Origin of the sequence: Kitasatospora sp. NPDC059160, from assembly GCF_042755465.1 — a bacterium.
Taxonomy (GTDB): domain Bacteria; phylum Actinomycetota; class Actinomycetes; order Streptomycetales; family Streptomycetaceae; genus Kitasatospora.
Map to the genome: position 1 here is coordinate 1 of NZ_JBHZCN010000173.1, position 12,186 is coordinate 12,186.

Annotated in this window: 11 protein-coding genes; 4 read left to right on the plus strand and 7 right to left on the minus strand. The window is 73.5% G+C overall.

Annotation, left to right across the window (positions count from 1 at the left end):
• Positions 1-39: 39 nt before the first annotated feature.
• The 4 genes from ACFXOZ_RS40355 to ACFXOZ_RS40370 form a co-directional block, all read right to left on the minus strand.
• Complete coding sequence (locus tag ACFXOZ_RS40355) at positions 40-765, minus strand: siderophore-interacting protein (protein WP_380595013.1); 726 nt, start codon at positions 763-765, stop codon at positions 40-42.
• 59 nt (positions 766-824) lie between these two features.
• On the minus strand, positions 825-1,997 hold the full coding sequence (locus tag ACFXOZ_RS40360; protein WP_380595015.1) for a CopD family protein: 1,173 nt from the start codon (positions 1,995-1,997) through the stop codon (positions 825-827).
• Between the two features lie 87 nt (positions 1,998-2,084).
• The gene (locus ACFXOZ_RS40365; protein WP_380595017.1) at positions 2,085-2,609 is read right to left on the minus strand and encodes a MarR family winged helix-turn-helix transcriptional regulator; all 525 of its coding nucleotides are present in this window, start codon (positions 2,607-2,609) and stop codon (positions 2,085-2,087) included.
• Entirely contained in the window at positions 2,609-4,084 is a 1,476-nt protein-coding gene (locus ACFXOZ_RS40370) for an MFS transporter (protein ID WP_380595018.1), read from the minus strand. Before ACFXOZ_RS40370 ends, ACFXOZ_RS40365 begins: the two co-directional genes overlap by 1 nt.
• A 208-nt stretch (positions 4,085-4,292) precedes the next feature.
• Between ACFXOZ_RS40370 and ACFXOZ_RS40375 the strand changes: the two genes are divergently transcribed.
• Positions 4,293-5,522, plus strand: a complete 1,230-nt coding sequence (locus tag ACFXOZ_RS40375) for a hypothetical protein (RefSeq protein ID WP_380595020.1) — start codon at positions 4,293-4,295, stop codon at positions 5,520-5,522.
• Between the two features lie 82 nt (positions 5,523-5,604).
• On the opposite strand, the gene ACFXOZ_RS40380 is transcribed toward ACFXOZ_RS40375, so the two are convergent.
• Positions 5,605-6,174, minus strand: a complete 570-nt coding sequence (locus ACFXOZ_RS40380) for a TetR/AcrR family transcriptional regulator (RefSeq protein WP_380595022.1) — start codon at positions 6,172-6,174, stop codon at positions 5,605-5,607.
• Positions 6,175-6,254: 80 nt separating this feature from the next.
• Between ACFXOZ_RS40380 and ACFXOZ_RS40385 the strand changes: the two genes are divergently transcribed.
• Together ACFXOZ_RS40385 and ACFXOZ_RS40390 are read left to right on the plus strand one after the other, a co-directional pair.
• The gene (locus ACFXOZ_RS40385; RefSeq protein WP_380407969.1) at positions 6,255-6,740 is read left to right on the plus strand and encodes an FBP domain-containing protein; all 486 of its coding nucleotides are present in this window, start codon (positions 6,255-6,257) and stop codon (positions 6,738-6,740) included.
• Positions 6,741-6,966: 226 nt separating this feature from the next.
• A complete protein-coding gene (locus tag ACFXOZ_RS40390) occupies positions 6,967-8,493 on the plus strand; it encodes an FMN-binding glutamate synthase family protein (RefSeq protein WP_380595024.1) in 1,527 nt (508 codons plus the stop codon).
• A 142-nt stretch (positions 8,494-8,635) separates the two neighbouring features.
• Here ACFXOZ_RS40390 and galT read toward each other — a convergent pair whose 3' ends face one another.
• Entirely contained in the window at positions 8,636-9,739 is a 1,104-nt protein-coding gene (gene galT / locus ACFXOZ_RS40395) for a galactose-1-phosphate uridylyltransferase (protein WP_380595026.1), read from the minus strand.
• Positions 9,740-9,996: 257 nt separating this feature from the next.
• Between galT and galK the strand changes: the two genes are divergently transcribed.
• Positions 9,997-11,139, plus strand: coding sequence for a galactokinase (galK, locus tag ACFXOZ_RS40400; protein WP_380595028.1), 1,143 nt, complete (start codon positions 9,997-9,999; stop codon positions 11,137-11,139).
• A gap of 67 nt (positions 11,140-11,206) precedes the next feature.
• Here galK and ACFXOZ_RS40405 read toward each other — a convergent pair whose 3' ends face one another.
• The gene (locus ACFXOZ_RS40405) at positions 11,207-12,013 is read right to left on the minus strand and encodes a DeoR/GlpR family DNA-binding transcription regulator (protein ID WP_380407961.1); all 807 of its coding nucleotides are present in this window, start codon (positions 12,011-12,013) and stop codon (positions 11,207-11,209) included.
• Positions 12,014-12,186: the final 173 nt, after the last annotated feature.

A 12,186-nucleotide genomic window follows, 5' to 3' on the forward strand; every position in this document is an offset into this window, starting at 1 on the left:
GGCCGGAGTGACCGTCCTCCGGCCGGGCCGCACGGGTTCTCAGGGCCGCCAGTAGCCGAGGGCGTGAGTGCGCGGCTTGGGGACGTCGAGGTCGCGGCGGACGAAGCGGGCCAGGTCGCGGGTGGTGGCGGTGTCGCAGGCGATCCACACGTAGGCCTCGGCCGGGTCGCCGAGGAGGTCGGGCAGGGCGGTGCGGACCTGGGCCGCGAGGCGGGCCCCGGCGTTCTCGCGGGGGACGAACCGGAGGTCGTGGTGGTCGCGGCCGGTCCGGGCGAGCGGTAGGTGCTCGTCGCTGCCGTGCTGGGTCTCCAGCCAGACGGTGGCCGGCACCTCGGGCAGTGCGCGCAGCAGGGATCCGATCGCGGGGGCGGAGGCCCGGTCCCCGACGAGGAACATCCGGGCGGGCGTCGGGTCGGGGGCGGCGAACGCGGACCCCTGGACGGTGGCCTGGATGGTGTCGCCGACGCCCGCCGTGCTCGCCCAGCGGCTGGCCGGGCCGTCGTGGAGTGCGAAGTCGATCCCGAAGGCGCCCCCGGCGGGGTCCGGGTCGACCAGGGTGTACGCCCGCTGGTGCGGGCGCCCCGCGTCCGGGAACCAGAGCCGCACCCACATGGTGGGGTGCACGCCGGTGGACCCGAGCATGCCGCCGTCCGCGAAGTTCAGCCGCCGGCAGTGCGCGGTGACGTCCTCCGCCCCGGTGACGGTGAACTCGAAGTCCCGCCCCCGCATCATCCTGAGGGCCATGCCCTCCCAACCCCGCCCCATGGCACTCCCCACTCTACGAAGACAGTGAAAACGGTGAAACGGTGAACTGGACCGGCGGATCAGGCAGTTGAGGCCATGGCGGACCGCCGCGCCAGGGCGTCCGACATCCGCACCGTCGCGTACAGCGAGGCGGCCAACGCGAGGGTGAGCGCGGCGCCGCCGGCGAGGAGGGTGCCGGAGGAGACGGCCTTCGGGCTGCCGGCCTCGGTGCGGGCCGAACCGGAGATGAACGGCATCACGGCGAGCACCGCGACGCCGAGGGCGACCTCGCCCCAGACGACCTTGGGGAAGTGCCGGAGCGTCAGGTGCAGCAGTGGGCCGGTGTCGTCGGCGCCGCGGGCCCGGACGATCCGGGGCATCAGCCAGAGCTGGTTGAAGGCGCCCGCCGCGACCAGGGCGGCGACCAGGAGCACCTTGACGAGCAGGGCGACGCCGTAGCCGGTGGTCCAGAGCTGCGAGATGCCGCCGACGTGCTTCCAACTGAGCCACAGTCCGGAGACGGTGACCGCGCCGACGCAGACCATCGCGACGAGGCCGAAGCGCCGCCACACGTCCGCCCAGAGCAGCCCGGCGCCGTCGCCGAGGCGCCCGCGGGTGCCGGCGAGGGCGACGAGCAGGGCCAGGCCGCCGAGCCAGACGACACCGGAGACGATGTGGGCCTGGTCGAACACCAGGTTCAGCCACGCGTCCAGGCCGACGGGAGCGGTGGTCGGCACGGCGCCGACCAGGGTGACGGCGAGGGCGAGGGGCAGCGCGGCGAGGGCGATCCGGTCCACGTGGCGGCGGGCCGCCGGTACGGCGAGGGCGAGCAGCGTGGCAGCGGCCACGACCAGGACGGCGTTCTGCAGCAGGTACACGGTGCCCTGGGCGATCCAGGCGCCCTTGGCCGCGGGCGCCCGCAGGAAGTCCAGGATCCGGTCCGGGGCGAGCGCGTCGCCGAAGGGCATGCCCTTCCCGGCCCGGGCCACCCGGGCGGCGAGCTGGAAGTAGCCCGCGACCAGCAGGACGGCGCCGGTTCCGGCCAGGTAGCCGGCGGCCCTTCTTCGCAGCACCTCGGCGTCCTGGGTGCCCGTTTCCGGGGCCCGCAGGACCGGGCGCACGGTGGTCGCATAGGTGACGGTGGCTCCGACGGCCCCGCTCAGGCCGAGGAAGTAGCCGGCCTTGGTGAGGACCCGCCAGAGCTGGGGCATGGCGTATCCGGCCGTGGTCGCGGCCAGGGAAGCGGTGTGCATTAGGTGAGGCTAACCTAATTTCACCCTGCGGTCACCACACCGTCCCCCGCCACCCGCGGGAGCCGCCCGCACACCCGGCCACCCCGCTCAGCCCAGGAGCTTCGCCACCACCCGGTCGAGCGCCCGGAGGTCCTCCGGCGGCAGGGCGAGCAGGGCGTCCGGCGGGGTGGTGAGGATGCCGGTGGCCAGCGCGGCCTTGGCCTCGCCCTCCTCGGTGAGGTGGACCAGCTTGGAACGCCGGTCGGCAGGGTTGGTGATGCGCTCGGCGAGGCCGCGCCGCACCAGGTCGTCCACGATCACGGTGGTGTACGGCGGATCGGCGGTCAGCCGTTCGGCCAGTTCCCGCAGGGTGATCGGGCCGCCGGCGAGGCGGCGCAGCGCCCGGACCCGGCCGAAGCTCATCCCGAGGGCCTCGGCGACGGCCTTGCGACGGTTGTAGCGCTCCAGGACGAGCGCGTTCATCCCCTGCCAGACCCGGCCCGCGGTCCCGGGATCGACCCGGCCCGCGGTCCCGGGATCGACCCGGCCCGCGGTCCCGGGATCGACCCCGCCCGCCGTCCCGGGGTCGACCCCGCCCGCCTCCGGGTGTCCGCCGGTGTCACTGCGCCCCATCAGGCGTCCACCTTCTCCTTCGCCGTCCTGCTCTCCTCGCCGGCCTCCTCGCCGGCCTCCTCGGCGGCGAGCCGCGCCGCCGTGCGCTCGGCCGTCGCCCGGGCCCAGCGGCCGGAAGTGAGCGTACCGGCGACCAGCACGACGGCACCGCAGCCGGCGATGATCCACCACGCCGTCCGCGCCGTCCCGGTGAAGGCCGCGGGGTCGGAGTGCGCCGCGCCCGCCATCAGGGCGCCGATCACGGCCACGCCCAGCGACTGGCCGACCTGTCGGCTGGTGGAGGCGACGGCCGCCGCCACCCCGGCCTGGGCGCGGGGCATCCCGGACACGGCGGTGTTGGTGATGGGCGCGTTGACCAGGCCGAATCCGATGCCGAACAACAGGAAGGCGAGCACCAGCAGACCGGTCGACAGGTGCTCGGAGTAGCTGACCGCCTGGATCACGGCGCTCGCACTCAGGGCCGCCCCCGCCAGCAGCAGCGGCGTCCGTGGGCCTCGTGCGGCCACCATCCGGCCGGACAGCGGGCCGGTCACCAGGGCCATGACGGCCATCGGGAGCATGTACAGCCCGGCGTGCAGCGGCTCCAGCCCGCGGATGTCCTGGAGGTAGAGGGAGCTGACGAACAGGAAGCCGCCGAGACCGGCGAAGGCGGCGACCGCGATCACGGTGGCGCCCGCGAACGGCGCGGAGCGGAAGAACCGGAGGTCGATGAGCGGGTCGGTGCGCCGGGGCTCGTACCGGAGCAGGCCCAGCAGTGCGGCCAGCGCCGCCGCCGTGCAGCCGAGCACCACGGGCGAGGACCAGCCGCGCTGCGGCGACTCGATGATCGCGTACGTGATCCCGGCGAGCAGCACGACGACCAGGGTCTGGCCGACCGGGTCCACCCGGCGGGCCCGGGCCGCCCGCGACTCCGGGACGTAGCGGCCCGTCAGGACGAAGGCGGCGAGGGCGATCGGGACGTTGATCCAGAAGATCGCCCGCCAGCCGGCCGACTCCACCAGCGCCCCGCCGAGGATCGGCCCGGCGGCCATGCTGATGCCCACGACGCCGCCCCACACGCCTATCGCGCGGGCCCGCTGGCGGGAGTCGGTGAAGGTGTTGCTGATGATCGACATGGCGACGGGGTTGAGCATCGAGCCGCCGACCGCCTGGAGCATGCGCGCCACGATCAGCCAGCCGAGCCCGGGGGCCAGGCTGCACAGCAGGGAGGCCGCGCCGAACACCACCAGCCCGATCCGGAACACCCGGCGCCGCCCGATCCGGTCGGCGGTCGATCCGGAGAGCATCAGCAGGCTCGCCAGGACCAGGGTGTAGGCGTCGACCGTCCACTGCAGCCCGGACACCGAGGTGTGCAGGTCGCTCCGGACGGCGGGCAGGGCCACGTTCAGGATGGTGACGTCGAGGCTGACCATCAGCAGGCTCATGCAGCAGATGGCCAGCACGAGCCAGGGCCGCGGACGGGCGGCGTCGGGCATGGGAACACTCCCCGGTTAATTGTGTTGGTGTAATCATTGTGCTCACACAACTAACCCGGAGGCAACTTCCCCGAGGAGCGACACCCTGGACCGGCACCCCGGACCGGCACCCGAGCCCAACTCCCGGGCGGGCAAGTCGGGATACGGTCTCCTCCTGCGCCCCGACTCCCGATATAACGGGGACGAAGGGGATCGAGGAGGTTGCAGCATGCAGGCGAGGAAGCAACACGAGAAGGCCGGGCACGCCCCGCGCGACCCGAGCCCGGCCCGCCGGGCCGGCGCACGAGTGGGGCCGGGGGCCGGGGCCGTGTCCCCGCAGGCCGCCGTGGACCTCCAGCGCACCGTCGGCAACGCGGCGACGGGCCGTGCGCTCCAGCGGGTCCCGGGCGGCCACCGCCCGGTGGTGCAGCGGATGCTGGACGAGAACAACGTCGAAACCGCGTGCGCGGCGGGCTCATTCGACGGGCAGACCGTCACCCTCGGCAAGCGGTCGGCCGACCTGCGGAAGATCGTGTGGCAGGACCACCTGGACGCCATCTCGGCGATCTGCAAGAAGCACCACTACACCATCGCGATCCGGGAGACCGGCGAGTACTCGATCCGGCGGATCGCGGAGGGCGCCAAGGCCAAGCCGCACACCATCCTGGAGAAGTCGATCAAGCCCGCCTCCGTCGACAAGAAGTACGGCACTGGCCCGGGGCAGGTCGCGGGCGACCCGGCGACGATCCTGGCATGGCTGGACGCCAACGACCTGAGCGGCTTCGTCGGCCACTGGAACAACCAGGGCCTGGCCGGCGTCCGGATCGACAACCCGCCCCCGACGCTCGCCGCCGGGATCGTGCACACCGGCGCCAACGGCGAGCCGTACGTCCCGCTCGACATGCAACAGGCGGGCGGCGGACCGGCGTTGACGGCCCTCAAGGCCGATCCGAACTGGAAGCGGTACCTCTACACCGGGGACTACGACCTGCACGAGGTGTACTCCGCCCAGGGCGGCACGGGCGGCGGCCAGATCCCGGAGGCGACCATGGAGAAGGCCAAGCTGCTGAACCGGCTCAACGCGGGGATCGCCAGGAACACCCAGCAGGAGCCGGTGGCCCGGCACGGCACGGTGGCCCTGGAGCACGGCCGGCTGCACAGCCAACCCGGCTCCGACTACGCCATGTTCCAGCACGGCGACCAGGCCACCTACCGGATGAACCAGTACCTGGAGTCGACGGTGGCCCGGTTCGCCCAGCAGCTGGTGCGGGCCGTGGCCACCGAGGCCGACGAACCGCTCGCCTGGTGCCGGATGGGCACCTGGTACGTCACCAGGAACCGCGCGGAGCACAAGGTGCTGCGCAAGCGCTGGGGCTTGAAGGTCCCCCACACCTGGGAGGACGAGAACGTCGAGCGCACCGCCGAGGGCGGCTACCGCACGGCCCACTACACGGCCTGACCCCGCCCGCGCCGTGCCTCACCACCCCCACCGAGGACCCGCCGACGACCCGCCGGAGGCCCACCGGCACCCCCGCCCGCCGTCAGGCCTTCGGCCAGTTGCGCAGCAGGGCGTCGAGGGCGTCCAGGATGCGCGCCCAGGTGTCCTCGGCGGTGCGCGGGGTGTGCTGGAAACCGCCCGCCCGCTCCAGCGCGACGTAGCCGTGGAAGGTGCTGCCGAGCAGGCGGACGGCGTCGGTCTCGTCGGGCTCCGCGAGGTCGTAGCCGCGCAGGATCGCGCGGGTCATCTGGGAGTGCCGGACGGCGGCGCTGCCGAGCGCCGTCTCGTGGTCGAGTTCGAGCTGGGCGGCGGCCCAGCGGCCGGGGTACTCCCGGGCGTAGTCGCGGTAGGCGTTGGCGAAGGCCGCCAGGGCGTCCTTTCCGGCCCGCCCGGCCAGGGCCGCGGCGGCCCGGTCGGCGAGTTCCTCCAGGGCGAGCAGGGCGATCCTGGTCTTGAGGTCCTGGGAGTTCTTCACGTGCGAGTACAGGCTCGCGTCCTTGACGCCGAAGTGTCGTGCGAGCGCGGAGACCGTGACCTTGTCGAAGCCGACCTCGTCGGCCAGTTCCGCTCCCGCCCGGGTGAGTCGTTCCGCGTTCAGCCCTACGCGTGCCATCTGCTTCCTTCCATTTCCTTCCATCGCCTGAGCCGATTATACATTTGCCTAATACTCCTAGGTAATTTACGTTGACTCCTATGAAGCCGATGACCGAACCCCAGATCCGCTCCGCCTTCCTGAACTGCAGCAAGGGCGAGGCCAAGCGCCTGCACGTACCCCGCAACCTGTCCGAACTCGACTGGGACGACCTGGACTTCCTCGGCTGGCGCGACCCGCAGGCACCCGACCGCGCCTACCTCGCGGCCGAACTGGACGGCCGGACGGTGGCGATCGCGCTGCGCTCCTCCGGTGCCGCCTCCTGGCAGGCCCGGCGCAGCATCTGCTCGCTCTGCGTCACCACCCACTCCGGCGGCGTCTCGCTGCTGGTCGCCCCGCTCGCCGGGAAGGCCGGCAAGCAGGGCAACTCGGTCGGCGCGTACATGTGCACCGACCTCGCCTGCTCGCTCTACGTGCGCGGCAAGCGGGACGTCGGGGTCAAGCTCCACGAGTCGCTCACCACGGAGGAGAAGATCCGGCGCACCGTGGCCAACCTGGCCGCCTTCGTCGCCAAGGTCACCGCGTGACCGGGGGCTCGGCCCCGCCCCGCGCGGGTTCGCGGCCGGGCTCCCGGCCGGGCGCCGCCGCGAACCCGCCCCCTGCCCGCAGGGCGCCCGGGGAAGCCTCCTACGATCACATCGGATCCCCCGGCGGACGCCCGGCCCTCCCGGCCGCGCGCCCGCCTCCCCACGCCCTGCACCACAGGACGACTCCACCGACGGCGATGGAGTCGTGCACCGAGGAGGAACGTCCATGCAAGCCCGGAAGATCGGCGCGGCCGCCGCGACAGCGGTGGCGCTTCTGGCTGCCCGCGACCTCATCCAGAAGAAGCACGCGCTGCTCCGGAACTTCCCGGTGCTCGGGCACGCCCGCTACCTGCTGGAGACGATCGGCCCCGAGCTGCGGCAGTACATCGTGACCTCCAACGAGGAGGAGCGTCCGTTCAGCCGCGACCAGCGCACCTGGATCTACGCCTCCGCGAAGGAGCAGAACAACTACTTCGGCTTCGGCACCGAGGTCGACGTCGAGCACGTCCAGGGCCACGCCTACGTCAAGCAGCGCACCTTCGCGGGCGCCCTGCCCGACCTCCACGACCCGCAGTCCCCGCTGCCCTCGGCCAAGGTGCTCGGCGGGCCGCGCGGCCGCGCCAAGGCCTTCCGCCCGGCGAGCGTGGTGAACATCTCGGCGATGAGCTTCGGCTCGCTCTCCGGCGCCGCCATCACCGCCCTCAACAAGGGCGCGGCGGAGGCCGGCACCATGCACAACACCGGTGAGGGCGGGCTCTCCCCGTACCACCGCCAGGGCGGCGACCTCGTCCTCCAGCTCGGCACCGCCTACTTCGGCTGCCGCAACGAGGACGGCACCTTCAACCTGGACAAGCTCAAGGACGTCGTCGCCGGCGCCCCGGTCAAGGCGATAGAGATCAAGCTCTCCCAGGGCGCCAAGCCCGGGCTGGGCGGCATGCTGCCGGGCGCCAAGGTCACCCCGGAGATCGCCGCGATCCGCGGCATCCCGGTCGGCCAGGACTGCGCCTCGCCGTCCCGGCACAGCGCGTTCGGCGACGTCGACTCGATGCTGGACTTCGTCGAGCTGATCGCCGCCGAGACCGGCCTGCCGGTCGGCATCAAGAGCGCGGTCGGCGACCTGGGCTTCTGGCAGGAGCTCGCCGCGCTGATGGAGCGCGGCGACCGCGGGGTCGACTTCGTGACCGTCGACGGCGGCGAGGGCGGGACCGGCGCCGCGCCCCGGATGTTCGCCGACTCCGTCTCCCTCCCGTTCCGGATGGGCTTCTCCCGGGTCTACGGCACCTTCGCCGAACTGGGGCTGACCGACGACCTCACCTTCATCGGCTCCGGCAAGCTCGGCCTGCCCGAGAACGCCGCGGTGGCCTTCGCCCTCGGCGCCGACATGATCAACGTGGCCCGCGAGGCCATGCTGTCGATCGGCTGCATCCAGGCCCAGAAGTGCCACACCGACAAGTGCCCCACCGGCATCGCCACCCAGAACCCCTGGCTGGCCCGCGGCCTGGACCCGGCCTCCAAGTCCACCCGCGCCGCCGTCTACCTGCGCACCCTGCGCAAGGAACTGCTCAAGGTCTCCTCCGCCGTCGGCGTCGCCCACCCGGGCCTCATCACCGCGAACGACATCGAGATCATGAACGGCGACTACGAGGCCCGCACCCTCGGCGGCGTGTACGGCTACAAGGACGGCTGGGGCGAGCTCGGCCCCGAGCTGGCCGCGGGGATCACCGCCCTGGTCACCGCGAAGCCGGCCGGCTGACCGGCCCCGGCGCCGACCCGGCCTACCCGGACCTGACCCGCGACACCCGTACGGCGGCCTCCCACCCCCACCAGGGGCGGGAGGCCGCCGTCGTGCCCGGGGCCCGGAACCCTCCGAGACGCGGAACCGTCCGGGACCGGGATCAGGCGGGTGCGGCGGCCCGCAGCCGCTCGGCGGCGCCCTCCGGGCTGACGTCGGTGACGAAGGCGTCCAGCCCGGACTCCACCCCGGCCAGGTACTTGAGCTTGCCGGGCGCCCGCCGGACGGTGAACAGCTCCAGGTGGAGCGCGAGTTCGGCACCGCCCTCGCCCGGGGCCTGGTGCCAGGCCGCGATGTACGGGGTGCGGTTGCGCGCCCCGCCCGGCCCGGCGGGGAACAGCGCGTCGAAGCGGCGCAGCAGGTCGAGGTAGAGGCCGGGGAACTCGGCGCGCTCGGCCTCGTTCAGTGCGGTCAGGTCGGGGACCCTGCGGTGGGGGTAGAGGTGGACCTCGTACGGCCAGCGGGCGGCGAACGGGACGAAGGCCGTCCAGTGCTCGCCCCGGAGCACCACCCGCTCGGGGGAGCTGCGTTCGACGGCCAGCAGGTCCTCGAAGAGGTTGCGGCCGGTGCGGGCCCGGTGCGCCTCGGCCCGGGCGATCATCCGGGCGGTGCGGGAGGGGACGAACGGGAAGGCGTAGATCTGCCCGTGCGGGTGGGCGAGGGTGACCCCGATCTCCTCGCCGCGGTTCTCGAAGCAGTACACCTGCCGTACGCCGGGCAGGGCGGAGAGTTCCGCCGTCCGGTCGGTCCAGGCGTCCAGGACGAGGCGGGCCCGGGGTTCGTCGAGGTCGGCGAAGGAGGCGTCGTGGTCGGAGGTGAAGCAGACCACCTCGCAGCGGCCGACGCCCGGCCGGAGGGTGTGCAGGGGTTCGTCCCGGGCCGCGACGTGGTCGGCGGAGCCGGTGGCGAGCGAGGGGAAGCGGTTCTCGAACACCGCGACCTCGTAGTCCGGCGCCGGGATCTCGCTGAGCCGTCCGTCGCGCGAGGGGCAGAGCGGGCACTCGCCGGCCGGCGGGAGGTAGGTGCGCTGCTGGCGGTGCGCGGCCACCGTCACCCACTCGCCGAGCACCGGGTCGAGCCGGGTCTCGGACAGGCTCGCGGCCGGTTCGAGCGGCCGCTCGTCCGGGACCTCGCGGAGCGCGCCCGGCCCCTGGTCGAAGTAGACCAGTTCGCGGCCGTCGGCCAGCTTGGTGGCGGTTCTGTGCACCGCTGTACTCCTTACGCGTGGGGCCGTCGGGCCCGGCACTTTCGAGCTTCAACAGATTCAAACAGAGACGATCGCTTGTCAACAAGCATCGGTGCTGGTGGCGGCAGCTTCCGGCCGCCGGTCCGACCCGAATGAACACGGACATCGCAGATATTGACCGTGGGGGCGGTCATGTTTGATTATGTCGGAATTCACTCCCGCGTGCCGGTGCAGACCGACCGCGGGGCCCACCGCGCACGCCAGGCATGGAGCTGCAGATGATCGACGAGGCCACCGAGTTCGAGGCCGTCCACGGCGTCCGCCCGGACGGCGTCTGGGCCGCCCCCGGCCGGGTGAACCTGATCGGTGAGCACACCGACTACAACCACGGCTTCGTCCTGCCCATCGCCCTCCCCCACACCACCCGGGTGACCGCCCGTCGCCGCGAGGACGGCCGGCTGCGGCTGTTCAGCGCCCAGGGCGGCGGCACGATCACCGAACTCGCCCTGGACGGTCTGGAACCCGGCGTGGTCACCAGCTGGGCCGGCTACCCGGCCGGCGTGTTCTGGGCGCTCGCCGAGGCCGGGCACGCCGTCGGCGGGGCCGACCTGTACGTCGACAGCGACGTGCCGAGCGGCGCCGGCCTCTCCTCCTCCGCCGCCCTGGAGTGCGCGACCGCCGCCGCCCTGAACGACCTGTACGGCCTCGGCCTGAGCGCCCCGGAGCTCGCGGTCCTCGCCCAGCGGGCCGAGAACGCCTTCGTCGGCGTGCCCTGCGGTGTGATGGACCAGATGGCCTCCTCCTGCTGCACGGACGGCACCGCGCTGTTCCTGGACGCCCGGACGCTGGAGCAGCGGCACGTCCCGTTCGACCTCGCGGCGGCCGGCCTGCGGCTGCTGGTGATCGACACCCGGGTCAAGCACGACCTCGGCGACGGCGCCTACGCGGCCCTGCGGGCCGGCTGCGAGCGCGCCGCCGAGCTGCTCGGCCTGCCCGCACTGCGCGACCTCGAAGCCGCCGACCTCGGCCCGGCCCTGGACCGGCTGCCCGGTGAACTCCGGCCGCTGCTACGGCACGTGGTGACGGAGAACGGGCGCGTGCTGGAGGCCGTCGACCACCTGGTCCGCGGCGACCTCGCGGCGCTCGGGCCGGTCCTGACGGCCGGGCACGACTCGCTGCGCGACGACTTCCGGGTCTCCTGCGCCGAGACGGACCTCGCGGTCGAGGCCGCCGTCGCCGCCGGGGCGCTGGGCGCCCGGATGACCGGTGGCGGCTTCGGCGGGTCCGTCATCGCCCTGGTCGGCGCCGCGCAGGTGGCCGAGGTCTCGACCGCCGTGACGGCGGCCTTCCACGCCGCGGGCTTCGCCGCCCCCGTTGCCTTCACCGCCGTCCCCTCGGCGGGCGCCCGCAAGGTGGGCTGAGCACCCGGCCCACCCGGGGCCGCCAGAAGGGCCCGGGTGGGCCGGAAGGACCCGGGATCAGCCGGGCTCAGCCCGTGGTCGGGACGACGAGGAGCTCGCCGACCGCCTCGGCGAGCACCCCGCGGGCCGCCGCGGGCAGGGCGTCGTCGGTGATGAAGCAGTCGACCTCCGCCAGGGTCGCGAAGCTGCTCAGACCGACGACGCCCCACTTGGTGTGGTCGGCCACCACGACGGTGCGCCGGGCGGAGGCGATCAGGGCCCGGTTGGTCTGCGCCTCGGCCAGGTTGGGCGTGGTGAGGCCGGCCTGCTCGCTCGCCCCGTGCACGCCCAGGATCAGCAGGTCCACGTGCAGCGACCGGACGGTCTGGTCGGCCAGCGCCCCCACCAGGGCGGCCGACCGGGTCGGCGACCCGCCGGTCAGCAGCAGGGTCGGGACGTTCTCCCGGCCCTCGCTCCCCGCCGCCCACAGCAGGTCGGCGATCCGCAGCGAGTTGGTCACCACCGTCAGGTCCGGCACGTCCAGCAGCCGGGAGGCGACCGCGTAGGTCGTGGTACCGGCCGACAGGGCCACCACGCTGCCCGGTTCCACCAACCGCACCGCGGCGTCCGCCAGCGCGGCCTTGGTGCCCTCCTCCAGACCGGACTTGGCGTCGAAGCCGGGCTCGAAGGCGCTGGCCGTCCCGGTCGCCACCGCGCCGCCGTGGACCTTCTCCACGGTGCCCTGGCGCACCAGCGCGTCGAGGTCCCGGCGGATGGTCATGTCGGACACGCCGAACTGCTCGACCAGCTCGGCGACCCGGATCGCGCCGGTCCGGCGGATCGCCTCCAGGATCAGGGCCTGGCGCTGGGCGGCGAGCAACGTCTGGTCAGCCACGGAGGACCTTTCGATCGAACGAGCGCGTACGGCCGGGGCGTCCCCGTCGGCGACCGGCGACGCGGCCGGAGCCTGCGTGATCCATTATCCCCGGCCCCGACGGCCCCCGGGCCCGGTAGCGGGCAACGCGGGGGCGGCGAGGCGGCGGCGCGGGAGCGCACCCGGGTGGGGGC

Bases quoted from the DNA above. Each gene is read 5' to 3' on its own strand.
- ACFXOZ_RS40365 (WP_380595017.1), bottom strand. From the start codon at position 2,609: ATGGGGCGCAGTGACACCGGCGGACACCCGGAGGCGGGCGGGGTCGAC.
- ACFXOZ_RS40385 (WP_380407969.1), top strand. From the start codon at position 6,255: ATGAAGCCGATGACCGAACCCCAGATCCGCTCCGCCTTCCTGAACTGC.
- ACFXOZ_RS40360 (WP_380595015.1), bottom strand. From the start codon at position 1,997: ATGCACACCGCTTCCCTGGCCGCGACCACGGCCGGATACGCCATGCCC.
- ACFXOZ_RS40390 (WP_380595024.1), top strand. From the start codon at position 6,967: ATGCAAGCCCGGAAGATCGGCGCGGCCGCCGCGACAGCGGTGGCGCTT.
- galK (WP_380595028.1), top strand. From the start codon at position 9,997: ATGATCGACGAGGCCACCGAGTTCGAGGCCGTCCACGGCGTCCGCCCG.
- ACFXOZ_RS40375 (WP_380595020.1), top strand. From the start codon at position 4,293: ATGCAGGCGAGGAAGCAACACGAGAAGGCCGGGCACGCCCCGCGCGAC.
- ACFXOZ_RS40355 (WP_380595013.1), bottom strand. From the start codon at position 765: ATGGGGCGGGGTTGGGAGGGCATGGCCCTCAGGATGATGCGGGGGCGG.
- ACFXOZ_RS40370 (WP_380595018.1), bottom strand. From the start codon at position 4,084: ATGCCCGACGCCGCCCGTCCGCGGCCCTGGCTCGTGCTGGCCATCTGC.
- ACFXOZ_RS40380 (WP_380595022.1), bottom strand. From the start codon at position 6,174: ATGGCACGCGTAGGGCTGAACGCGGAACGACTCACCCGGGCGGGAGCG.